25 protein-coding genes are annotated in these 23,103 nt (G+C 61.9%); 13 read left to right on the top strand and 12 right to left on the bottom strand.

Translation table 11 applies throughout. The annotated features are described in order from the left end of the window. The first annotated feature begins 91 nt into the window (after nt 1–91). The 4 genes from ABVV53_RS09255 (at nt 92) to ABVV53_RS09270 (ending at nt 4,640) form a co-directional block, all read left to right on the top strand. Nucleotides 92–1,465, top strand: a complete 1,374-nt coding sequence (locus ABVV53_RS09255) for a class II 3-deoxy-7-phosphoheptulonate synthase (protein WP_353984086.1) — start codon at nt 92–94, stop codon at nt 1,463–1,465. A gap of 148 nt (nt 1,466–1,613) precedes the next feature. After that, entirely contained in the window at nt 1,614–2,852 is a 1,239-nt protein-coding gene (gene egtB / locus ABVV53_RS09260; protein WP_353984229.1) for an ergothioneine biosynthesis protein EgtB, read from the top strand. A 2-nt stretch (nt 2,853–2,854) separates the two neighbouring features. Continuing rightward, the gene (gene egtD / locus ABVV53_RS09265) at nt 2,855–3,838 is read left to right on the top strand and encodes an L-histidine N(alpha)-methyltransferase (RefSeq protein ID WP_353984087.1); all 984 of its coding nucleotides are present in this window, start codon (nt 2,855–2,857) and stop codon (nt 3,836–3,838) included. A 52-nt stretch (nt 3,839–3,890) separates the two neighbouring features. Next, nucleotides 3,891–4,640, top strand: a complete 750-nt coding sequence (locus ABVV53_RS09270) for an SDR family NAD(P)-dependent oxidoreductase (protein WP_353984088.1) — start codon at nt 3,891–3,893, stop codon at nt 4,638–4,640. A 5-nt stretch (nt 4,641–4,645) separates the two neighbouring features. Here the strand turns inward: ABVV53_RS09270 and ABVV53_RS09275 are convergent, their stop codons facing one another. Then, nucleotides 4,646–5,263, bottom strand: a complete 618-nt coding sequence (locus ABVV53_RS09275) for a trimeric intracellular cation channel family protein (protein WP_353984089.1) — start codon at nt 5,261–5,263, stop codon at nt 4,646–4,648. 90 nt (nt 5,264–5,353) lie between these two features. Next, nucleotides 5,354–6,148 (bottom strand): SDR family oxidoreductase, encoded by a 795-nt coding sequence (locus ABVV53_RS09280; RefSeq protein WP_353984090.1) that lies wholly within the window; start codon nt 6,146–6,148, stop codon nt 5,354–5,356. Between the two features lie 212 nt (nt 6,149–6,360). Between ABVV53_RS09280 and ABVV53_RS09285 the strand changes: the two genes are divergently transcribed. Next, the gene (locus tag ABVV53_RS09285; protein ID WP_353984091.1) at nt 6,361–7,143 is read left to right on the top strand and encodes a DUF1206 domain-containing protein; all 783 of its coding nucleotides are present in this window, start codon (nt 6,361–6,363) and stop codon (nt 7,141–7,143) included. A 117-nt stretch (nt 7,144–7,260) separates the two neighbouring features. Here ABVV53_RS09285 and ABVV53_RS09290 read toward each other — a convergent pair whose 3' ends face one another. From ABVV53_RS09290 to ABVV53_RS09315, 6 genes are all read right to left on the bottom strand, one after another. Further along, nucleotides 7,261–7,569, bottom strand: coding sequence for a hypothetical protein (locus ABVV53_RS09290; RefSeq protein ID WP_353984092.1), 309 nt, complete (start codon nt 7,567–7,569; stop codon nt 7,261–7,263). A 73-nt stretch (nt 7,570–7,642) separates the two neighbouring features. After that, nucleotides 7,643–8,272, bottom strand: coding sequence for a YbhB/YbcL family Raf kinase inhibitor-like protein (locus tag ABVV53_RS09295; RefSeq protein WP_353984093.1), 630 nt, complete (start codon nt 8,270–8,272; stop codon nt 7,643–7,645). A gap of 20 nt (nt 8,273–8,292) precedes the next feature. Beyond that, nucleotides 8,293–8,556 (bottom strand): DUF2171 domain-containing protein, encoded by a 264-nt coding sequence (locus tag ABVV53_RS09300; RefSeq protein ID WP_353984094.1) that lies wholly within the window; start codon nt 8,554–8,556, stop codon nt 8,293–8,295. Between the two features lie 153 nt (nt 8,557–8,709). Next, nucleotides 8,710–8,889 (bottom strand): hypothetical protein, encoded by a 180-nt coding sequence (locus ABVV53_RS09305; protein ID WP_353984095.1) that lies wholly within the window; start codon nt 8,887–8,889, stop codon nt 8,710–8,712. 140 nt (nt 8,890–9,029) lie between these two features. After that, the gene (gene asd / locus ABVV53_RS09310; RefSeq protein ID WP_353984096.1) at nt 9,030–9,881 is read right to left on the bottom strand and encodes an archaetidylserine decarboxylase; all 852 of its coding nucleotides are present in this window, start codon (nt 9,879–9,881) and stop codon (nt 9,030–9,032) included. A gap of 84 nt (nt 9,882–9,965) precedes the next feature. Further along, a complete protein-coding gene (locus ABVV53_RS09315; protein ID WP_353984097.1) occupies nt 9,966–10,862 on the bottom strand; it encodes an exonuclease domain-containing protein in 897 nt (298 codons plus the stop codon). 178 nt (nt 10,863–11,040) lie between these two features. On the opposite strand from ABVV53_RS09315, the gene ABVV53_RS09320 reads away from it, so the two are divergent. After that, complete coding sequence (locus tag ABVV53_RS09320; RefSeq protein ID WP_353984098.1) at nt 11,041–11,868, top strand: DUF4336 domain-containing protein; 828 nt, start codon at nt 11,041–11,043, stop codon at nt 11,866–11,868. A gap of 23 nt (nt 11,869–11,891) precedes the next feature. On the opposite strand, the gene ABVV53_RS09325 is transcribed toward ABVV53_RS09320, so the two are convergent. Then, on the bottom strand, nt 11,892–12,593 hold the full coding sequence (locus tag ABVV53_RS09325) for a Crp/Fnr family transcriptional regulator (RefSeq protein WP_353984099.1): 702 nt from the start codon (nt 12,591–12,593) through the stop codon (nt 11,892–11,894). 94 nt (nt 12,594–12,687) lie between these two features. Beyond that, nucleotides 12,688–14,001 carry an oxygen-independent coproporphyrinogen III oxidase gene (gene hemN / locus ABVV53_RS09330; protein WP_353984100.1) on the bottom strand — a complete coding sequence of 438 codons (1,314 nt, stop codon included), beginning with the start codon at nt 13,999–14,001 and terminating at the stop codon, nt 12,688–12,690. Nucleotides 14,002–14,172: 171 nt separating this feature from the next. On the opposite strand from hemN, the gene ABVV53_RS09335 reads away from it, so the two are divergent. The 7 genes from ABVV53_RS09335 (at nt 14,173) to ABVV53_RS09365 (ending at nt 21,158) form a co-directional block, all read left to right on the top strand. After that, nucleotides 14,173–14,454 carry a TehB family protein gene (locus ABVV53_RS09335; RefSeq protein ID WP_353984101.1) on the top strand — a complete coding sequence of 94 codons (282 nt, stop codon included), beginning with the start codon at nt 14,173–14,175 and terminating at the stop codon, nt 14,452–14,454. A 224-nt stretch (nt 14,455–14,678) separates the two neighbouring features. Further along, nucleotides 14,679–15,569: a sugar kinase gene (locus ABVV53_RS09340; protein WP_353984102.1), complete on the top strand. Its 891-nt coding sequence runs from the start codon at nt 14,679–14,681 to the stop codon at nt 15,567–15,569. A 176-nt stretch (nt 15,570–15,745) separates the two neighbouring features. Then, nucleotides 15,746–17,230 carry an ATPase domain-containing protein gene (locus ABVV53_RS09345; RefSeq protein WP_353984103.1) on the top strand — a complete coding sequence of 495 codons (1,485 nt, stop codon included), beginning with the start codon at nt 15,746–15,748 and terminating at the stop codon, nt 17,228–17,230. A gap of 11 nt (nt 17,231–17,241) precedes the next feature. After that, nucleotides 17,242–18,891, top strand: coding sequence for an ATP-binding protein (locus ABVV53_RS09350; RefSeq protein ID WP_353984104.1), 1,650 nt, complete (start codon nt 17,242–17,244; stop codon nt 18,889–18,891). Between the two features lie 149 nt (nt 18,892–19,040). Beyond that, the gene (locus ABVV53_RS09355; protein ID WP_353984105.1) at nt 19,041–19,184 is read left to right on the top strand and encodes a hypothetical protein; all 144 of its coding nucleotides are present in this window, start codon (nt 19,041–19,043) and stop codon (nt 19,182–19,184) included. A gap of 17 nt (nt 19,185–19,201) precedes the next feature. Beyond that, nucleotides 19,202–20,266 carry an SDR family oxidoreductase gene (locus ABVV53_RS09360; protein WP_353984106.1) on the top strand — a complete coding sequence of 355 codons (1,065 nt, stop codon included), beginning with the start codon at nt 19,202–19,204 and terminating at the stop codon, nt 20,264–20,266. Between the two features lie 163 nt (nt 20,267–20,429). Beyond that, a complete protein-coding gene (locus ABVV53_RS09365) occupies nt 20,430–21,158 on the top strand; it encodes a hypothetical protein (protein ID WP_353984107.1) in 729 nt (242 codons plus the stop codon). Nucleotides 21,159–21,239: 81 nt separating this feature from the next. Here the strand turns inward: ABVV53_RS09365 and ABVV53_RS09370 are convergent, their stop codons facing one another. Both ABVV53_RS09370 and ABVV53_RS09375 read right to left on the bottom strand, forming a co-directional pair. Continuing rightward, a complete protein-coding gene (locus tag ABVV53_RS09370) occupies nt 21,240–22,043 on the bottom strand; it encodes an SDR family NAD(P)-dependent oxidoreductase (protein ID WP_353984108.1) in 804 nt (267 codons plus the stop codon). 105 nt (nt 22,044–22,148) lie between these two features. Further along, complete coding sequence (locus ABVV53_RS09375; protein ID WP_353984109.1) at nt 22,149–23,018, bottom strand: SDR family NAD(P)-dependent oxidoreductase; 870 nt, start codon at nt 23,016–23,018, stop codon at nt 22,149–22,151. Nucleotides 23,019–23,103 lie beyond the last annotated feature (85 nt).

Below are 23,103 nucleotides of genomic sequence, written 5' to 3' on the forward strand. Positions count from 1 at the left end.
AGCGGTTAAACCCGCTTTGCATTCCCCGCGTGCAAAGGGTATGGGCACCCCTTGCATTTTGCCGGCCTGAGCCGGTTTGGGAGTATGGGACGTGGCGAGCAATTGGACACCGGACGGCTGGAAAGCGCACGAAGCGCGGCACCTGCCTTCCTATGGCGACGCGGAGAAGCTGGAGGCAGTTGAAGCCTCGCTTGCGAAGTTCCCGCCGCTGGTGTTTGCAGGCGAAGCTCGCGAGTTGAAGAAGGACTTGGCCGAAGTTGCCGCCGGCCGCGGGTTCCTTCTTCAGGGCGGTGACTGTGCCGAAAGCTTTGCCGAGTTCCATGCGGATAACATCCGGGATACGTTCCGCGTGCTGTTGCAGATGGCAGTGGTCCTCACGTTCGCCAGCAAGCAGCCGGTGGTGAAGCTGGGGCGTATGGCAGGTCAGTTCGCGAAGCCGCGTTCTGCGCCTACCGAGACCATTGGCGGACAGGAACTGCCGAGTTACCTTGGCGACATCATCAACGGCATCGATTTCGAGCCGGCAACTCGCCAGAACGATCCGGAGCGGATGCTGCGCGCCTACACGCAATCGGCCGCGACACTGAACTTGCTGCGTGCCTTCGCCAGCGGCGGCTATGCCAACTTGCGCCAGGTTCACCAGTGGACACTGGAGCACATTGGCCGCAGCCCTTGGGGGCAGCGCTTCTCCGAGATGGCCGATCGCATCGGCGAGGCGCTCGACTTCATGGCGGCTTGCGGCGTCGACCCGAAGACGGTGCCGCAGCTTCAGGGTACCAGCTTCTACACCAGTCACGAGGCGTTGCTGCTGCCCTACGAGCAGGCGCTGACGCGGCGGGACTCGCTCACTGGCGATTGGTACGATTGTTCGGCGCACATGCTCTGGATCGGCGACCGCACGCGTTTCGACGGGTCGGCGCATGTCGAGTTCCTGCGCGGCGTTGGTAATCCGATTGGCATGAAGTGTGGGCCCAGTCTTGAGCCGGACGCACTGCTGCGGATGCTCGACACGCTTAACCCCGCGCGTGAGCCGGGCCGCATGACTCTCATCAGCCGATTCGGTCATGACAAAGTCGAAGACGGGCTGCCCAAGCTGGTCCGAGCGGTGAAGCGCGAAGGGCATCCGGTTGTGTGGTCGTGCGATCCGATGCACGGCAATGTGATCAAGACCGATAGCGGCTTCAAGACCCGTCCGTTCGAGCGCATCCTCGCCGAAGTGCGCGGCTTCTTCGCCGTGCATCGCGCCGAGGGAACGCATGCGGGCGGCATCCACATCGAGATGACAGGGCAAGACGTTACCGAGTGCACCGGGGGAGCTATCGCTATCACCGATGAGGCGCTGGCCGACCGATACCACACGCACTGCGACCCGCGTCTCAATGGTGCGCAGTCGATCGAACTGGCGTTCATGATGGCCGACATGCTCAATCTGGAAGCGGTGGAGCGCCAGAAGCAGGCGGCATGAAGGTGCTCATCCGACGGGCAATGCAGTGCCCGTCGGATGGCATCGGAGCGCTGCTGCGGCGGCGCCTTACGAGAGAAGGTGAGCATAATCTGCCCCAAGGGGCACGAGGATGCGGGAGCCGAACTGATTGTCGTACGTTAAGTCCGGCATGAAGGCTGCGAGCAGTTTGAGCCAGACGGAGCCGGAGGCATCTCTGGAGGATCGTTTCCGTGCCACGCGGCAGCTAAGCGAAGCCCTCGTTGCGCCGTTGAGTGATGCCGACGCCACCATCCAGTCTATGCCCGACACGTCACCGGCGAAGTGGCATCTGGCGCACACGACGTGGTTTCTGGAGACCTTTCTGCTCCGGGATCACCTCGCCGGATATACCCGCTACGATGACCGCTGGCCCTTTCTCTTCAACTCCTATTACGAGTCTGAAGGTGCTCGTCATGCGCGTGCCGCTCGAGGCATGCTCTCGCGCCCATCACTCGATGAAGTGCTCGCTTGGCGTTCGCATGTGAATGAAGCGATCACTCCGCTACTTGGTCGCCCCGATCTGACGTCGCTGATTGAGCTCGGCATCCAGCATGAGCAGCAGCACCAGGAGCTCCTGCTTACCGATATCAAGCACGCCTTGTGGTCCAATCCGCTCGGGTTCGCCTATCTCGACGGCGGCGAAGGCCGGACCGTCAGATTGTCCGCCTCGCCGGAATGGCATGAACATCCCGGCGGAATCGCCCGCATCGGCCATGAAGGACCGGGCTTCGCGTACGATAACGAGGGCCCAGCGCACCGCGTGCTTCTTGAGCCTTTCGCCCTTGCGGGTGGTCTGGTGACCACCCGCGCATGGGACGAGTTCATAGCGGACGGTGGTTACCGCGCAGCCAAGCTCTGGCTTTCGGACGGTTGGGCCTGGGTGCAGCGCGAAAATATCTCGGCGCCGCTGTATTGGCGGGACGGCGAGCATTTCATCTTGTCTGGCTGGCGCGAGCGTGATCCCGATGCGCCGGTTACGCACATCTCTTATTACGAGGCTGATGCTTTCGCCACCTGGGCCGGGCTGCGCCTGCCGACTGAGTTCGAGTGGGAAGCCATTGGCCGCGGGCATAGCGCTGCGGAGGGTAACCAGCTCGACGAAGCTGCCTCTGTCGAACCCGACGGCTCGGACTCCCTGTTCGGCGGCTGTTGGCAGTGGACGCGCTCGGCCTATCTTCCGTACCCCCGGTTTCGTCCCGTGTCCGGCGCGGTGGGCGAGTACAACGGCAAGTTCATGAGCGGCCAGTTCGTGCTCAAGGGCGCCAGCTGCGCCACGCCGCGTGGTCATTCGCGGGCCACTTACCGCAACTTCTTTTACCCTCACCAGCGCTGGCAGTTTACGGGCCTGCGCCTCGCCAAGGATCTCTGACGATGGCCGCTGCAGCGATGTTGATCGAGCCTGCGCCTGACAAGACGCTGGACGCGCAGTTCCGGCGCGATGTGCTGACCGGTCTCTCTCAGCCACGCAAGGCCATTCCCGCGCGCTGGTTCTATGATCATCGCGGTAGCGAGCTGTTCGAGGAAATTACCGCCCTCCCAGAGTACTATCCGACCCGCGCCGAGGTGAGCATCCTTTCGCAACGCTGCGACGAACTGGCGGAGGCGATCGGGCGAGGCAGGGTGGTCGTCGAGTTCGGCGCGGGAAGCGCTACCAAGACGCCGCTCCTGATAGACTGCATTGCGCCTGCGGCTTACGTACCGGTCGATATTTCCGGAGACTTCCTGCGTGAATCCTGCGCTGTGCTGGCCGAGCGATATCCGAACCTGCCGATCCACCCTGTGGAAGCAGACTTCAGCCGCCCGGCAAACATCCCTTCCGAACTGAAGCAGCATTCGCGCCTCGGCTTCTTTCCAGGTTCGACGATTGGCAACATGGATCCATTCGCGGCCGTGGATCTCCTGCGGACGATGCGCGCCACTTTGGGTGAGGACAGCCTGCTTCTTATCGGGATGGACAGGATCAAGGCACGCGACACCCTTGTTTGCGCCTATGACGATACCGCGGGTGTGACTGCCGAGTTCAATCGGAATCTTGCCGTTCGCATCAATCGCGAGCTGGACGGCACGATCGCCATTGAAGCCTTGAGACACCGGGCGATATGGAACGAGCAGCGCGCCCGTATCGAGATGCACCTGGAAGCCACCCGCGACATTGCCTTCGAAGTTGCTGGCCGCCGCTTCACGATGCAGGCGGGCGAGACAATTCATACCGAGAACAGCCACAAGTATGACCCGCGCAGCGCTGCAACGCTGCTGTACGCGGGGGGCTGGGAGCCACAGTGCACATGGTCTGACGGGGACGAGAACTTCATGGTGATTGTCGCGCGGGCAATCGGGAGCGAACTGACGGCTTGACCCGAACTGCTGCTCACGCCACCGCCGAGACAAAGAGGTAGTGGGAGGCGAGATGGCAAGTCCGTTCGATCTGGCAGGGCGAGTGGCCCTCGTAACCGGCGGAGCAAGCGGCATCGGGCTGGGAATCTGCCAAGTCCTGGACGAAGCTGGGGCGAAGGTCATTATCGCGGACAGCAATGAGGACGCAGCGCGGGCCCAAGTCGCGGAAGGCGCTGCCGCCGATTACGTTCTGGTAGACTTGGCCGATGAGCAGTCGATCATCTCCGCAGTTGCCGAAGTACTGGAGCGGCACGGCACCCCTTGGGCGCTCGTCAACAACGCGGGGCTTCAGCACCGCGAGATGCTGCTTGATGGCTCCGCTGCGCACTGGGAGCGACTTCATGCAGTCAACACCCGCGCGCCCTTCCTGATGATCCGCGAGGTGGCGCGTGCCATGGTGGCCACGGGGGAGGGCGGGCGCATCGTGAATTGCGCTTCATCCGGCTTGGCCGGGCAGTTCGTACAGGGCCTCGCCGCCTACCTCGCTTCGAAAGGTGGTCTTGCTGCGCTGACTACGAGTGCAGCTTTCGAGCTGGCCGAGCATGGCATCACCGTAAACACCGTGCTCCCCGGCGGCGTCGGTACACCTGGGGCATTGGCCGCTGAAGGCCCGCCGCCGATCGGTCCGGGCAACCGCCGTCCGCCGCTCGGCATGTGCACTCCTCGTGATGTCGGTTCGGCAGTGCTCTACTTTGCCACTCCGTCGGCTCGATTGGTCACCAACCAGGTGCTGGGTGTGGACGGCGGTTTCACCGTGACCTGATTGAACTACGCTCCACGGTGGGGCGGGAGGGCAAGCTGCCAGCGGATGGCTGCGCCTCTAAGCGCAAATCCGGCACCGAAGCCGATCAGTGCTGGTAGCGGGGTCGCCATGCCCATCGCATTCAAGCTCACGAACACGCCTGCCGCCGCCAGCGACGCCGTTACGTACAGTTCGTGCCGCATCAGCACTGATGGAACGCCGGCGGTGATGTCACGGATCACGCCGCCAAGGCATGCGGTAATCATCCCCGCAGTGATGGCCGGAACAGGGGCGATGCCGAACTGCAGGGCTTTTCCTGCGCCGTAGACCGCATAAGCAGCAAGACCGGCTGCATCGAACCACTCTAGCGCGCGCTCCGGCCACCAGCGCAGCGGCACCAGCCAGGCCGCTACCGCCACGCTGACGCAAAGGAGGATAGGGACGGAATCCTGCACCCAGAAGATCGGCGCGCCGATCAGCACGTCCCGCAAGGTTCCACCGCCGGTCGCGGTAATAAGCGCGAAGAAGCACGCCGCGATGAAGTCGAGCCGTTTGCGTGCAGCCGCGAGCGCACCCGACGCAGCGAACACGCAGATGCCTGCGAGGTTAAGCCAGGGGAGGAGAATTTCGATGGGAAGCGGCATGACTCAGACCGTAATGAGCGGGACGAAGAGATGCCACGAAGAGAGGGTGCGCCACCCGGCGCGACCCTCTCCAGACTTACCCAGCAACGCTTACTTCGGCGGCATCCGAATGGCGCCGTCGATGCGGATGCACTGACCGTTGATGTAGGCGTTGCGAGACACTTCCAAGGCGAGGCTGGCGAATTCCTCCGGATTGCCGAGACGCTTCGGGAAAGGCACTGCCTTGCCCAAGCCGTCGTACACCGCTTCGTTCATTTCCTTGACCCGCAGCATCGGCGGCGTGGCGAAGGTGCCCGGCAGGATGGCGTTCACCCGGATGCCAAGGTCCATGAGATCGCGTGCCATCGGTAGGACCATTGCATTCACCGCGCCTTTGCCGCCACCGTATGCGACTTGGCCGATCTGACCGTCTTGTGAAGCCGCCGAAGAGGTGAAGATGATGCATCCGCGCTCTCCGTCTTCGTTGACGGGCTCTGCGTTGGCCATGCCCAGCGCTGCAATCGAAGCCACGCGATAGCTGGCCGTGAAGATACCCTCAGCGGATTTGGCGATCTGTTCGGTAGGGGTGCGTTTGAAGGCGCCGGTTTTCTTGTCATACGAAACCGTCTTGCCGCCGCCAGCGACCACGGCGCAGTGGATGACGATCCGTTCCTGCCCATGCGCCTCGCGCGCTTTGGCGAAGCCGGCTTCCACGCTGTCTTCGTCCATGATGTTGACGTTGCAGAAAACGCCGCCGATTTCTTTCGCAAACGCCTGGCCGGCTTCCTCACTGATGTCGAACACGGCGACCTTCACGCCGGCATCGGCCAGAGCTTTCGCGCTTGCGCGACCCAGACCCGAAGCGCCTCCTGTCACAATAGCGGCAATGGTGTTGTCGATCTTCATGAGGCGGCCTCCCAATATGTGATTCGCGTCTGATGCGCTTGGCTAGCTCAAAAGCGCATCGCACTCGAACCTCAAAGCCTGCAAACCGAAGTATCGCTCTCGCGGATAAGCGTGGTGTGGACATCGCAGATTGCGGCGCACACGTCCGAGCCGTGTTGTGATTGGAACGGAACCGAACGCGAGCCGTTGGCTACGCAGCAGGAGACGCTTTGATGAATGCCAGCTCACGTTTGACCACGCTAACCCGCGTGGGCTTCGCCACGCGCGGAGCGCTCTACATCGCGATCGCATTTCTGGTGGTCCGCACCGGGCGGGCCGAGGATCCGAGCGGCGCGCTGCGATACCTTGGCGAGGGCGGGGGGCGAGTGCTGCTGGCGGTAATGGCAGCAGGACTTCTGGCTTACGGCATCTGGCGAGCGGCTGACGCGATCTTCGATATCGAGCGCCATGGTTCAGATGGAAAAGGAATAGCGGAGCGCCTCGGCGCGGCAGCGAGCGGCGTTGTGCACCTCCTCCTCACCTGGCAAGCCATCCGCCTATTTCAAGGCGTGGCATCCTCCGGGCAAGCGACAGAAGAGGGCACGCAAACCGCGCTTAGTCTGCCTGGTGGGTCGGCGATTGTCATCGTGGGCGCCCTGCTGTTGTTCGCGGTGGGCGTGTTCCAGCTCGTTCGGGCGGTGAAGGGCACGTTCCTGCGGCACCTGGAGCCGCGGATTGCACGTCAAACTTGGGCGCAGTGGTGTGGACGAGGCGGCTATGCCGCGCGAGGCCTCATTTTCATGATCAGCAGCTATTTCCTGCTGAAAGCTGGAATGCAGGATCAAGCGAGCGAGGCGGGCGGCATGGCTCAAGCCATCTCCTGGTTGAGCAGCCCGGTGGATGTGATCGTTGCCGCGGGGTTGTTCGGGTTCGGCATTTTCAGCCTCATCGAAGCGCGCTACAGAATTCTTCATGATGTGCCGGTCGATGATGCCGTGAAGAAAGCGACGTCCTGACATCGATCCGGCGCCGTCGCTCCCTCGCCCTCGCCGGGCATGAGGGCTTCTTCCATCGAATTCGCCTCGATGCTTGGCAAGAAAGAGACCCTTTTGGTCCCGTGTCTGCCGCTCCGCCTAGCACCGGTTCCTTCGGCCAACGAACCAGGCTACCGTGCAAGTCACCACTACGGGAGCGATCCAGTCCAGCCACTGATCGAGCTTCGGCCATACGCTCACGTCGAATGGCCCCCACCAGGGCATATTGGCGCGCAGCCCTTCTCCGTACGTCTCGATCCAGCGGTACTCGGCCTGTGCGAACTCGCGACCGACGAAGTAGGCGGATGCAACGGCGGCGCCCGCCCACCAGTTTCGACTCAGTAAGCCGACGACCGCCTGCACGACGAGCGCCAAGGCTACGTGTTCCAGAAAGCTTAGGTCAGGCACAGGCTCAGCATCCCCTGAGGTCGACACTGAGGCAATAGCTCACGTGCAGGGGTGCTGAGCCTGTGAAACAGGTTCAGGCTGTTACGCCGCTAAAGCCTGTTGCAGTGTCGCTACTCGATGCTGGTTCGCCGCGAGAGTATGTGCCGACGAGCAGTCCTGCGGCGAGCACTCGCCCGCGCAGCGCCTCGGCAAGGCTCGACCGACCCGGGTTGCTCTCAAGATCTGCGGTCTGGGAAAGCGCGAAGAGCTGAAACACGTAATCGTGGTTGCCGTGGCCGGTCGGCGGATCAGGGGGAAGCCACCCTTCGACGAAGTAGCTGTTGCGCCCGACATCTCGTCCGTCAGGCTCTCCGTCGCCGTCCTGGGAAATTGCGCCTTCAGCAAGCTGGCGCTCCTGCGGCGGCAGGTTCCAAACCACAGCATGAACCAGCGGGTTGGGCGTCGGCGCATCGGGGTCTTCCACGAGCAGCGCAAGACTTGTTGTGCCCGGCGGCACCTCGCCCCAGACGAGCGGCGGTGAAACGCCTACGCCGTCCGCGGTAAACCGCACAGGCAGGCGGGCACCGTCCGTGAATGCGGGGCTAGAGAGATCGATCATCTCGACCCCTGCCGCCACTTGGTCCTGAACGATTGTAAGCTTGGCATGGCCGGCGCGTACGTTCCTAAGCATCGCGCCGAGCCATTGCGGGATGTGCTCAAGCATATCCTAGACTGCCGAGCCGATCACTGCTTGTCCGCGATCGCGCCACCGCTCTTTTCCTCTTCAAGCAGAACAGCGGCATCGCCGTTCGCCGAGAGACGCACCGTGTCTCCTTCCACGCCTGCGATAAGCCCGCGCGAGATGTAGTGATGATGACCTTGGTGCGAGCCGCTGTCGGCCTTGGTCATCTTGATCCGGTCACCTTCGACCTTGTCCACCGTGCCGATGTGGACGCCGTCGGCGCCGATGATGTTCATGTGTTCTGAAATCTGGCTGAGATCGACCATGTGTAATCTCCATTGGTATGGTTATCTTGCAGCAAGAAACGTGCGAGCGGACGATCGGATGCCGCGCGCGCCAACCACTCGGCGCAAGACAGGCTCCGATCAGACGCTGCTCCGCCCTGTCGAGCCGCTGTGATGCTTTATTTCCTGGCTGCATTATCTCTTGGAGGGGGATTGCCGCTCCGAATCCACTCCGGTGGCTGGTACATCGGTGTTGTCGCCGTCTTCCATGCCGAACCGGGTCGTGGCGGCCTCGCCGCCCTTCTGCGGGCGGGTCTCGGACTCTGCTGCGGGATTGGAGTTATCGGCTTCGCGGCGATTGTCGCTGCTGTCCATTTTGCATCTCCTCTGCGTTACGGGGATGCAACGGCTGGCGGCTGACACAGTTCACGCCAGCGGGCGTTGTTCGGACGAAATGGATCGGAAAGGCGCTCTTCGGGAGGATTCACTAAGGAACTGCCTGCAATAGGCGGACCTCAGCCCGGACGATTGCCCATCACTTCGCCAAGGCGCACCGCTCGCTCGGGTGACCATGTCGGGTTGAAGGCGATTGTGTCTTGTGAGAACAGCATCACGATCGTCGAACCGAGAAGGAAGCGGCCCATTTCCTCGCCTTTCCTCAGCACGATGTCCTCATCGGTATAGGACCACTCCGAGACTTTGCTAGTGCGCTTCGGATTCACGATGCCGTGCCACACGGTCGCCATGCTCCCGACGATGGTGGCGCCGACCAGCACCATCACGAAGGGGCCATCCTCCGGCGATTCAAAGACACACACCACGCGCTCATTGCGCGCAAACAAGTTCGGGACTCCTCGCGCAGTGACCGGATTGACCGAGAACAGCGTGCCAGGCACGTAGATCATGCGCGTCAGCTTGCCATCACAAGGCATGTGGAGGCGGTGGTAATCTCTCGGCGACAAGTACAAGTTGGCGAAGCTGCCGTGGCGGAACTGTGCCGCCAGCGCGCTGTCTCCGCCGAGCAGTTCGGTGGTGGTGAAGCGATGCCCCTTGGCCTGCAGGATGTGGTAATCATCAATGGCGCCGAACTGGCTGATCGCTCCGTCGACCGGAGAGACGAAGTCGGCGGTCGCCAGCGGACGTATGCCGGCCTTGAGTGGTCGGCTGAAGAACTCGTTGAAGCTTTTGTAGCTGCCGATGTCGATGTTCTCGGCTTCGCTCATGTCCACGTCGTACTGGCCCACGAACCACCGGATCAGGCGGGTCGTCATCGCGCCACCCTGCGCCCCCGCTATGCGACCGGCAAAGGTGGTCAGGCGCTGCTTGGGAAGCAGGTACTGCGTCAGGACTTTTAGGCGATCGGACATTTAAACCTCGGAAAATACATGGGTAACGCCGGTATCACATTCCCTTGAACCGTGGCGACCCGAGGGAGGTGTGCTACAATGGCGTCAGGATGCGATCTGCAATCCAATGCGTGAGCGCAGTTCGTGCTCCCCGACGATCTCGATCGTCGAGCCTTGGCGGCGAAGTTCTTCCGCGCGCCGATAAGCGGGGCTAGCACTGAAGTAGCGGCCGAACGGCTGTTCATCGCTGATGACGAGCATGGTCGTTGTCGTGCCGACCGAAGCGACCACCCGTGCGCCGGCCGAAGCAAGCCAGTGGGCCAGCACGCCGTTTCTCGATGCGCCCAGGATCGCGACCCGGCAACCTTTGAGGGGGCCGACCGGCGCGGCTTTTGGAGCTGAGGGACTGCTGCGCTGCTTGGCCAGTTCCAACCATCCGGCAAGTTCGATGCCTGTGTGATCTATGGCACGCACCACCACCATTCCGGCGGCGCGTGCGTCGCTCAGCGCGTCGTGGTGCTTGTGCCGAAGACCAAGGTACTTCGACAACACGTTGAGACGGTGGCTTGGAAGGTCTGGCCATGCGCGCTTCGCCACCCTGACGCTGTCGAGCCAAGTCGTCTCGATCGGCGTGCGGTCGTGAGTCTGGCAGGCCGAAGCGAGCGCGCCTTTGTCGAAGGATGAATGCGCCACCGTGATACGGCCTGAAAGGTAAGCGTCTACGGCTGCATGGATGTGCGCGAACGTCGGTTGCCCCGCGACATGATCACAGGTGATGCCGTGGATACCCGTGTTAAAGGGAAAGAACTCGTCGCAGGGGTCCAGGAGGGTTTCGTAGGCGAACACTTCCACACCGTTGCGGAAGCCGACGATGCCGATCTGGCAGATGCTGCTGACGCGCGAGCACGCGGTTTCAACGTCAACAACGACAAAGTCCGGTGCCGCCGAGCTTCCACCATCTATTCGTTCGGGCCCGGCAACCGGAAAGGCACTGATACTCATCGATCATGGCATACCACGCTCGCTTCGCCTGTGCAGCACCCCTGTGATCGGGAACTGTATTGAGAAGCCAAGTCTTAAGGGTGGAAGCGCCCAACCGCCCGTGCCGTTCATGGGAGGGGGCGATACAGCTTTCCGACCCAGCCACGCGTTGGCTATCCTTCGATAGCGGAGCAAAATTATGACAGGACGACATACATCGGTTCGGCTCCTCGCCGGCACAGCGATTGCAGCCGGGGCTGCGGGGTTGTCGTGGTACCTTGCGCGCCGGCCCGTGCCCGATGCTGAAGAGATTACCTACCCGCCCCGAGATGTCCTGAAGTCGCTCGCGCCCGATCTCTGGATCGTTGACAGCGGACCGATCAGCGCGATGGGGCTGAAGCTGCCCGTCCGCATGACGGTCATCCGCCTCCGCGATGGCAGCCTGCTGCTGCATTCACCGACGCAGTACAGGGATGAACTGGCTGAGGAACTGCGAGCGATCGGCACGGTTCGGCATCTCGTCGCACCCACAGTTGCCCATTGGACATACGTGGCGGAGTGGCAGCGCGCTTTCCCGCAAGCGAAGACCTGGGCAGTTCCTGCACTTCGCGACCGGGCACAGGTGCATAAAGCGGGTGTACGGATCGACGGCAACTTGCGCAGCGTGACACCTGTCGAATGGGCAGGAGAGATCCAGCAAGGCCTCGTCACCGGCGGCGGTGGCTTTCAGGAGGCGTGGTTCTTTCACAAGGAAAGCGAGACCCTGATCCTTGCCGATCTTGTCCAGAACTTGGAGCCCGATAAGCTGCCCCCGGTCACGGCCATGCTCATGCGCGCCACGGTTGCGACGCGCGCGACCTCGGGCGTTCATGTCCGCGCGGTGCTCTCCTTGAACAAGGATGAGGTGAAATCAGCCGTTCGCGCGATGATCGCGACCGAGCCGAAGCGCGTCATTTTCGCACACGGAGCCTTCTTCACGGAGCGTGGAGCCGAGCAACTGCGCGAGGCTTTTGCCTGGCTGCTCTGAGCAGTCCGCGCCGCTGACAAGGCTCACACTTCGGATGCGCGAGCCTGCAATCGACCGGAGTCCAGAACGACGATGGTTCGTCGATTGGGCGTTTCGATGATGCCATCCTCGCGCAAGTGGGTGATCTGGCGACTGACGGTTTCGATAGTCAATCCGAGCAGGTCGGCAATGTCTTGCCGGCTCAGCGGCAAATCGAAGCTGATCGGCGCCGTTGACGCTCCGTCGTTGCAGTTCGTGGCATAGCGAGAGCTCATCTCAAGAAGGAACGTGGCCACACGCGCTGTCGCGGCTTTGCGGCCCAGCAGCAGCATCCACTGGCGTGTGCGATCCAGCTCAGTCAAAGTGCGCTGAAGCAGGCTATGCTCAAGTTCGGGGTGGCCACGGGCGAATTCATCGAAAGCCGACCGCCGGAAGGTGCAGACTTGCGCGTCGGTGAGCGCGACCACGGAGTGGTCGGTCTTCGGACCGAACGGACGGCCTATGAAATCGCTTGGGAACATGATGCCAAGGGTCTGCTCCCGTCCATCAGCCCCCGAGACCGAAAGCTTCAATACGCCTTCGATGACATTGCCGACCAGCAGGGATTCGTCGCCTTGCCAAACCATCGTCTGACCGCGCTTCAGTGTCTGGTGGCGGCCAAGGGCGTTCAGCGCATCCAGCTCACTCTCGTTCAGAGAATGGCAGATAGCGCTCTCCCGGACCGCGCATCGTCCACAATCATTCATTTTCTTACAGCCTCATCGCTCATCCATGCGCGCTTTATCACACTGTAAAGCGCGACATCGATACGCAATGTTCGCGATGCGCTGCGATTGGCGATCAAACTGCGGTGCTGAAGCGTCGGGACCAATCCGTGCGATAAGGGTCGAACAACGCGGCGATAGTGCGAGCGTAAGGCAGCGCGCCGTTCGACAGAACAATTTCACTTTCTTGGCGCTCGACAAGCCCATGCCGGGCAAACTGCGCCAAACGGGGGCCTGCTTGGCGCAATAGCATCGGGCTGATGGTCGCTCTGCCAGTGCACAGCAGTTCGCTGATGATACGGCCGCGGGTTTGGTCGTCGACGGAGCGGTGAATGCCGCGAGCGGCAGTCAGCCGACCGTGAGACAACATCATCTGGTACCGCCCGGAGTTCTTCTCGTTTTGAGCGAGCAGGTGCGGGAAGCTGCTGATCGCCGATGCCCCCAGACCGATAAGCACGGGGGCTTCATCATCGGTGAAGCCCTGGAAGTTTCGATGCAGTCGGCCGTTTAGCGCCGCGCAGGCCAGCGGGTCGCCGGGAAGTGCGAAATGGTCGAAGCCGACGGGACTGTATCCCGCCTCGAGCAGGAATGCGTGGCCGATTGCTGCCATGTCGAAGCGGGCTTTCTGGTCCGGCAAGGCGTCGGCATCGATGCGTCGCTGCCGGGGGATCAGGTCCGGCACGTGCGCATAGCCGAATAGAGCGATGCGATTTGCGCCAAGTCGGCTGGCACGATCGAGGGTGTCCTCCAGGATGCCGAGTGTCTGGCCGGGGAGCCCATACATCAGGTCGAAGTTGATCGAGTTAACGCCTGCGCTGCGTAGCAGGTCGGTGCAGCTTTCGATCATCTGCGTCGGCTGGGTTCGTCCGATCGCTTTCTGCAACTCGGGATGGAACGTCTGAACGCCCAGGCTTGCCTGGCGCACACCGACTCCCGCAAGCGCCGACGCCCATGTCGCATCCATCGAGCGCGGGTCGAGCTCGACTGAGATCACAGGATCGGAAAGAGGCAGACTGTGCGAAAGCGAGAGCATCAGCCGCACGAAATCCGTTGCTGCAATGGCATTCGGACTGCCACCGCCGAATGCGATGCGCCGTATCCGTGCGGTAGCTGGCAGCAGGCGGCCCAGGAGCGCAATCTCACGATCAATCGCGTCGACGTAGCTCGCTAGGCGATCAGCCCGATTGTTGCGGCTGGTGTTGCAGCCGCAGTACCAGCAGATAGACTCGCAAAAAGGAATGTGGATGTAGAGCGAAACGTCGCTTTCCGTGGCCGCGATCGCAGCCTCAAGGTCGGTGCTGTCGACGCTGTCGTCGAACTCCGCCGCGGTCGGGAAGCTTGTGTAGCGCGGCACCGGGGTGCTCAGCAGTTCAGGATGGTAAGGCCACATACCTTTTCTTCGCAGGCACCGGCTCGGCATTCATTGCGGCAAGTCAAAGAGCGCGCAAAGCGCTGCCGAGAGCGGGGAGAACTACGCATCAGGAGTTCTGCTCTGACGCACCTGCGCTGGAGCCTGATGCCCCGTCATGCTTTGGTTCTCGTAGTGACAGGAGAACTGCAAATGAGTACCGAACCCTATAAATCGACGCCGGTCTTTGATGCGCACAGTCTGCCGGACGCCATTCGCAACGCGCACAGCACTAAAGCCGGAGTGTGGGGCCTGTTGCGAGTGCTGGAGGGGCGTGTGAGCCTGATTTTCCATGACCCTGAGCGCGTCGTTGAGGTTACCCCAGATAATCCTGCCGCAATCCCTCCCGAGGCGGTCCACCACGTTGAAACGGATGGGCCGATGCGTATGCAGGTCGACTTCTACCGCAGCCAGCCTCCCGGAGTGGCAGCGTGAAGCGATCCGCTCTGGACTACGCGGTGACCTGCGGCTTCTGCGCCTGTTGCCTATCTGTCGCGGGCGAACCGCTTATTGGGGTCGCCCGTCAACATTACCCATGAAAATGCAAAGGATGGGATGACAGGCGTGCCTCTCCCTCTACAGGCGTTATACTTGCAAAGAGTGATGCTGTCTTCGCTGCCGTCAGCGGCTGGAAGACGACAAGATGCGGGACTGGTTGAATGGCGCGTATTATCTGCATTGGCGAGTCGATGCTGGAACTGTCTCAGGCGGGTGCCGGTTGGAACTTAAGCTACGCCGGTGATACGCTGAACACCGCCGTCCACCTCGCGCGGGATGGGCACGACGTGGCTTACATGACCGCCTTGGGCGTTGACCCCTTCAGCCAGAAGCTGCAGACGGGGATGGAGGAAGAGGGGCTCGATACCTCCTTGGTTCTCCCCCATCCGCACCGTCAGGCGGGACTTTACGCCATCAGCCTGGATGAGGAAGGCGAGCGCAGTTTCTCTTACTGGCGCGATACGAGTGCGGCGCGCGAAATGTTCGATCTGCCTCAGATGGTGCAAGCGGTGGAAAAGGCCGCGACAGCCGATCTCATCTGCTTTTCGCTTATTTCGCTCGCAATCCTGCCCACGCTCGGCCGTAACGCCTTGCTGGATCTGGCGCGGCAAGTCCGGAGCAGGGGCGGGCATGTCGCGTTCGATGGCAACTATCGCGCCCGCTTGTGGAGCAGCGCCACGGAAGCGGCATTGGCTCGGGACGCTGCGATCGGTTGCGCCAGCTTCGGCTTTCCTACGAGAGAGGATGAGGCGTCCATCTCGGGTGGTGAGGCAAGCGCTGAGCAAATCGCGGCGCACTGGCAGTCACTCGGCTGCGCTGAGACCGTGGTAAAGCTCGGCGCCGAAGGCTGCCGCCTTCCGGATGGCACAATCGTTCCTCCCCCGGTAGCGCTGAAGCCAGTCGACACCAGCGGCGCAGGCGACGCATTCAACGCGGGCTACCTCTCGGCTCGCCTGCAAGGTGCTGACTCGACAAGTGCCGCCTTGGCCGGACACGCGACCGCCGGCTGGACGATCATGAGGCCAGGCGCCATTCCGCCACGCGACATCTGAGCACGTGCGGCATCGTGGGCAATGCCCGCTGCGGGTTTCCGGCTGTCGCCGCGGCCTTGTCCCTGAGTTCAAATGTCAGCGTGCTGCGAAGACGCGAGCATTCCAGATTTTATCGCAGTCGCCGAGCAACGATGTAAGCGAATGTTCGTTCGATCTTGAAGAAATGAGGCACATGCGTGAGCGTTGAGCAGGAACAAGCCGCAACCGGTATCAAAGGGCTGGACGACGTGCTTGCCGGTGGCTTGGCTAGGAACCGGGTATTCCTTGTCGAGGGAAGCCCGGGGACAGGAAAAACCACGATCGCCCTGCAGTTTCTCCTGCAGGGGGCTGCAGCCGGGGAGTCGGTCCTTTACATAACCCTGTCAGAAACAGAGCACGAATTGAGGGACAGCGCCGCCTCTCATGGCTGGTCGCTCGACGGTCTGCAGATCTACGAGCTTGTACCACCGGAAAGCTTGCTGGACGACGAGCAGCAACAAAGCCTTCTCTACTCCTCGGACCTTGAGCTCGGCGAGACAACGCGCCGCATTTTTGATGCGTTCGAGCGTGTAAAGCCCGCGCGGGTAGTCCTGGACAGTCTGTCGGAAATCCGGCTTCTGGCGCAAAGTTCGCTGCGCTACCGGCGTCAGGTTCTGGCACTCAAGCACTTCTTCGCACGGCAGCAGGCGACGGTCCTCATGCTGGATGACCTCACGGCGGAGCAGCACGACAAAACCGTCCACAGCGTTGCACACGGCGTAATTCGGCTTGAGGAACTGGCGCCCGACTATGGCGCGGAGCGGCGCCGGCTTCGGGTCATCAAGTATCGGGGCCGGCGGTTTCGCGGTGGTTTCCACGACTTCCAAATCGAGACCGGCGGCGTCGCGGTATTCCCGCGCCTGGTGTCCGCTGAACACCGCCGCAGCTATGAGCGTGAGGTTCTGACATCGCCGACCGCCGGACTCAACGCGCTGCTGGGTGGAGGCATTGATCGTGGGTCCAGCGTGCTCATACTTGGGCCCGCAGGTACCGGCAAGTCGCTTTTATCACTGACTTTCGTGGCAAACGCGATCGCGCGCGGGGAACGGGCGGCGATGTTCGCGTTCGACGAAGAGCTGGGCTTGCTCATCAAGCGAGCAAAGGGGCTTGGCCTCGATTTGCAGGCGATGATCGATCAGGATCTTCTGGTGCTCGAGCAAGTCGATGCTGCGGAACTCACGCCGGGTGAATTCTCTGAGCGCGTGCGTCGTTGCGTGGAGGTGCATGGCGCCCGGACGGTCGTTGTGGACAGTCTCAACGGTTATCAGGCGGCGATGCCGGGTGAGAACGCGCTTGTGCTACACATACATGAGTTGCTCCAGTACCTGAACAGGCAGGGCGCGACGACCTTCCTGACAGTCGCACAGCATGGGCTGGTAGGTGACATGCGTTCGCCGGTAGACGTGACCTACCTTGCGGATACGGTCATCCTGTTGCGCTACTTCGAAGCGGCGGGCCAGGTGCGGCGGGCCGTCTCTGTCGTAAAGAAGCGTACCGGCGCACACGAGAACACGATCAGGGAGTATCAGATTGGCTCACGCGGTATAATCTTGGGCGAGCCGCTAACGAACTTTCAAGGCGTGCTGCGCGGTGTTCCCATCCTTGTGGGGGACGCAACTGCACTGCTGGGCATAGACGACTGAGCTCGAGCCAGGTGGAGCCGAGCGAAATCTCCGAGCGGGCGTTGTTGCTGGCGCCACTTGGCCGTGATGCTGCGGTCGCCGCAGCCATGTTGGCAGAGGCCGGCATCGACTCGCTTGCCTGTGGATCGATCACGGATCTGTCTTCCGGCATCAAGAGCGGCGCTGGCTTTGTGCTGGTCACGGAAGAAGCGCTCGCAACGGCAGATCTGCACGTACTTTCCGCCTGGATAGAAGCGCAGCCGGAATGGTCTGATCTGCCGTTCGTCCTGCTCACGCGCCGGGGCGGGGGGCTCGAACGCAACCCCTCGGCCGCACGCTTTCTCAGCATTCTCGGGAACGTCACATTCCTGGAGCGTCCCTTTCACCCTACTACGCTCGTCAGCCTCGCGCACTCGGCGCTGCGGGCCCGTAGACGTCAGTACGAAGCTCGCTCTCGACTTGAGGAACTGAGTGATCTGACACGCTCGCTCGAGGAGCGGGTGAAAGTTGCGTCTCAGGAGCGGGAGAACGCGCTGGCCCAGCTTCATGAAGCGCAGAAGCTGGAGACTTTAGGCCAGCTGACCGGAGGGGTGGCACACGACTTCAACAACTTGCTCACGCCGATCACCGGAACGCTTGATCTCCTGAACCGCCGTCATGGTGGAGATGATCCACGCGCCGCTCGCTTGATCGGTGGAGCGCTGGAATCGGCCGAACGCGCGCGCATCCTCGTGCAGCGCCTCCTCGGCTTTGCGCGGCGGCAAGCTTTGCAGACACGGCCGATCGACATAGCGGCGCTGCTTGAGGGGATGCGCGACCTGATTGCGAGTTCGATCGGCCCGGGCATAAATCTCGAGCTGCGCTGCGAAGACGGTCTTCCTGCCGGCATGGTCGACCCCAACCAGCTTGAACTCGCAGTCCTTAACTTGTGCGTCAACGCACGGGACGCGATGCCAGAGAGCGGCAGGCTCACCATTTCTGTCACGGTTGAAAATCTTGAACCCGGAGAGGTGCCTCGGCTCGCTTCCGGTGTGTATCTTCGCCTTTCGGTGATCGACACAGGCACCGGGATGAGCCCGGAGACGCTGCAGCGGGCAGTCGAGCCCTTTTACTCGACAAAAGATGTCGGCAAAGGCACGGGACTTGGGCTGTCCATGGTGCACGGTCTCGCTTCGCAGCTCGGCGGCGGCTTTGGCCTCAGCAGTACGCCCGGCCAAGGCACACGTGTCGATCTCTGGTTGCCGGCTGCCGTTGATGCCGCGGTGAGTTTCCGCTTACACGAGGCGGCTTCGTCAGACTCGATAGAGCCGCTGTCGATACTGCTGGTGGACGACGAGCCACTCGTTCGGACCGCCACGGCGGAGATGCTGCGCGAATTGGGCCACCATGTGCGCGAAGTCGCAAGTGGCGCAGACGCGCTTGCATCGCTGGCGACATCACCGTTTGACCTTGTCGTCACCGATTACAAGATGCCTCGGATGAACGGAGCGGAGCTCGCAAGAAAAATCGCCTCTCGCCAGCCCGCGATCCCAGTTCTGCTGATCACCGGTTACACGGGTGCGGGCGCGTTGAAACTGGACACGCCAAGGCTCGACAAACCTTTCCGGCGAGCGGATCTGAGTTCAGCGATCCGCCGCGCGCTTCACGCAAACTCCAACACCGAGTCTCCATTCGCCCGGTGAAGGCGCCGCGCGCAACATCACTTTTCGATACGAGCCTGCGGAATGCCGGCGCCCCAACACGTCCTCGGCACCAAAGGGAATCGCTCCCCAGGGAACTACTTCGGCCGTTTTCGGCTTCGAGACCTAGATGCTTTTGAGGAGTAATTTAAATGACGGCGCCCGACAAACCAAACCCGAAAGCCCCGAACGACAAGCAGGCTGATTGGGAGCAAACCGACGCAGAGACTCAGGACATGGAGGAAGCGCAAGAGGAAGCGGCCGAACAGCGCGCGAATGAGGGCGGCTACCAGTAGCCGGGAGGTTGAAGGTAATGGCAGCGCGCCTGAAGCCCGTCTCTCAGCAAGTCGTCGTCATTACGGGCGCATCGAGCGGTAACGGTCTTGCTATCGCTCGCTTGGCCGCTCGACGAGGGGCCGCAGTCGTGCTGAGCGCCCGCAACGCCGCCGCGCTATCCGTCATCAGGGACGAGATCGTGGCGGAGGGCGGCCGCGCTGCATGCGTGGTGGCGGATGTCTCATCGATGGAGGAAGTCGAAGCGATCGCTGCGACAGCCACCGAGGCGTTCGGCGGGTTCGACAGTTGGGTGAACAACGCGGCCGTCGGCATCTATGGTAGTCTGGAACAAGTGCCTTTGGCCGATCACCGGCGGGTCTTTGACGTTAACTACTTCGGCACTCTTCACGGATCGTTGGTCGCAGCGCGACACCTGCGGGAGCGAGGAGGAGGGGCGATCATCAATGTTGGATCGGTCTTGGCCGACAGGGCGATCGTGGAGCAGGGGCCTTACTCTGCCACCAAGCACGCCGTGCAAGCCCTGACCGATACGTTGCGGATGGAACTGGAGCGCGAGCGCGCGAATGTTTCAGTCACTTTAGTGAAGCCCGGCGGATGCGCCACTCCTTATCCGGAACATGCACGCAACTATATGGATGTGCCGCCGCGAATCCCGCCACCATTGTACCATCCTGAGATCATCGCAGATGCTGTCGTCTTTGCTTGCGCGACGCCGCGGCGGACCTTGTATATCGGCTCCGGCACCATTGCTTCGTCGCTTGTGTCTCAGGTGGCGCCGCGTCTCACCGATCTCGTTATGGAGGCAGTCGGCACCCGCGTCCAGCAGCGGGCAGCCGATGTTCAGGACTCGACCAAGCGGGACAACCTCTATGAGCCTCGCTCTGACGGAAAGGTGTGCACCGACCAGCACGTCATGATGCGGCATCACAGCTTGGCTCTTCAGGTTCAAAAACTGCCAAAGCTTGGCTGGATCGGTTTAGGAGTTGCAACCGCTTTGGCGACAGGTGCCCGGGCGATCGCAAGCCGGCCAAAGCATTCCCGGGAACTTATCGGTCCCGGCAGAGGTTCACACCATGAGTAGCGCACGTTCTATAATGTGAGCATGGCTGTAGAACATGAAATGCAAACTGCGACGGACCACAGGATACTGGGTATGAACACCATACAGCGGAGCGAGCATCTTCGCGCGGTGCTTCAGGCCACCTTCGCAGACTCGGTCTCAGCGCCGCTTCCCAAAGACATGCTTGATCTCGTTAACGCCTTGGATGGCAAACCCCAGAAGCGGTCAGGCTTCAACTGGCTGCGAGGTCGCGGGCAATAGAGCTGCGCGGCAGACCAGGGGGAGCGAATATGCCGGTTATGGCTATTACCCCATTGTGCAGCGGCATCGCAATAAGCCTCAAATCGTCTATATTGATGGAATGCTCAGAAAAATTCGTGACGTTTCTAGCCTTGGGTGGATGGAGCAGGATCAGGTTGTGATCGCTGCGCAACTGCCTGACAACACAGAAGGACAACCCGGTCCGTGTGCCCGCAGGTTCGAGGATCTGCAGGGAACGATAGTCGCGGAGATCGACTTGGAGGGTGCGGCGCTGGAAGTGACGGGAAAGTCCGCCGATGGCCAAGAGCGCTGGAGGTTGAGCATCCCAGGCAGTGCTCGCTTTATTTTCTCCCACAAGTCAGAGGGGCGGGCGTGGCTGGTTGAAGCGAACTTCGATGCCGGTGGCTCCGTGAGAAGCAGCGATCGCGCCATGTTCCTTGCTATGTGCGGCGCTCATGTCCAGTCCGTCAGCGCCGATGATGAAGCTCTGCGCATCGAAAGCGATGATGGGCGCGCCATCGAGGTCCCTTACGATCTCAATGACGAAAGCATCGGCTTCACCATTCTGCGGGATGAAAGCGACTCCGCAGCGTGCCGAGTGGTGCTTCAGGCTGATCCAGCTGCTGACGGAGGAATTGCTCGTTTAGGCTGAGCCTAGTGGGCTCTCGATCGAAGAATTTGCGAACGGTGCCGGCGCGAACCGGACAGTGAAGTTGCGCCGGCACCGACGCGTCTACATGGAAGGCGCGTAGCCGCCGTTCAGCGGGTACGTCTGACCCGTGATCCACTCCGACGCTCCGGAACACAGGAACGTGACCAAAGCGGCCACGTCCGCGGACTTGCCGTAGCGTCGGATCGTGTAGCGGGAGAGTTGCGCCTTTGCGTGGTCGCTCTGCATGATCTCCGCAAGCTTCTCTTCCGGCATGTCAGGCATCAGCGACGAGAGAGAAACCGCATTGCAGGTCACGTTGTATCGGCCGAGCTCTTTGGCAATCGAACGCACGAAGCCCTGCGCGCCGGCTTTGGCAGACGCATAGACCGCGAGCTTGGGTTCGCCGGTGCGGCCTGAGTCGGACACGATGGTAACAATGCGCCCGCGCTTCGCCTCGACCATGTTGGGGATGAAGGCGAAGCAGCAGTTGTAGACGCCGTACAGATTGGTGCGCAGGTAGCGCTCCCAGTTGCTCGGGTCTTCTTCCCAGAAGTTCAGTGCTGGCCGCAGCGATCCGCCAGGCCCGGCCATGCCGGCGTTGTTGACCAGGATCGTCGCGGCGCCGAGCTTGTCCTTGATCGCAGCATCCGCGGCCTTGATCGCGTCGAGATCGCCTACGTCGAACGGCACGGCCAGAGCGGGAACGCCCATGGCCTCGATCTCGGCTGCGACCGCTTCGGCGCGTTCCGCCACAAAGTCGTTCACCGCGACGCCGCCGGCATTGTGCCGGGCCAGTTCTATCGCAGTGGCGCGCCCGGCATTTTGTCCCGCGCCTGTGACCAATGCCACTTGTCCGCCCAGATCCAGAATATCTTTATCGTTCATGGTTTGCCCTTTGCCTCCTCTGCAGGATGAGTAGCATTCGCTGTCGAGCAGGTGCCAGCCCAGCCCGAGACCTGCGCAAGATTCATCGCCAGTGCAGCGGTTCGATCACTTCACCTTGTGGGAGAAGTATGCGGGAGGCTCGGCGCCGGTCGTGTCTCTTGCCGAAGGAGGGAACCTGTCGTCGATGTCAGTGATGCCGAAGTCTTTGCCCGTTTCCGCTCCGATCAGGGTCTTGCCGTTGAAGCGCATCATCTGGGGGTCGTTGTAGATCGCCCAGGAGACGTGTCCGGTATAGTCGGGCGTTTCCAGCGTGCCCTCCAGATGAGCGAAGCGCTCTGGCATGGCTTCCATCATGCTGGTGAGGCGCTCGGTGGTGAGCGCGCCCATCCAGATGGAAACGGCAGCGACGTTGGCGCCGGCGTCCGCGAAGTCGATACCCATGTCGAACGCCATCTTGTCCACTGCGGCTTTGTGTGCGCCGTAAGCCGGACCGAAGCAGTAGTGCATTGCGCCCGGCGATGAGGTGAAGACGATCAGCCCTTTGTCCTGCTTCACCATGTGCGGAGCAGCAAACCAGCTTGCGACGAAACCGCTGCGTGTGCCGACATCGATCATGTTGCCGATGTGAAGCGGCTTTTCCCAGAACTGCCCCGGGGCCGAGAGCGCGTCCGAGACGGCGCAAGCATTGTTGACCAAAATGTCGATGCGGCCCTGCTCGTGGATAACCCGGTCGATCATTGCCTCGACCTGCGGATCGTCGGCGTGATCGCAGCGGACTGCTATACCTTCACCACCTGCTGCGGTCACTTCGTGGGCGGTGGCATGAATTGTTCCGGAAATTTCGGCCATGCCTTCGTGTTCTGACCGTCCGGTGACGTAGACGGTGCAGCCATGCGCGCCCAGCGCACGGGCGATGCCTCGCCCGGCACCGCGGCTGGCACCCGTGACGATGGCGACCGGTCGACTTCGTGACATTTCGCTCTCCCTTGGTTTGGTCGATCGGCAAGCCTCAGAGGCCTGCCGTCATTCTGGCCGCTCCAGACCTGCTTCAGCCCGGCGG

The organism is Novosphingobium kalidii, assembly GCF_040534015.1.
In the GTDB taxonomy this organism is placed as follows: Bacteria; Pseudomonadota; Alphaproteobacteria; order Sphingomonadales; family Sphingomonadaceae; genus Novosphingobium; species Novosphingobium kalidii.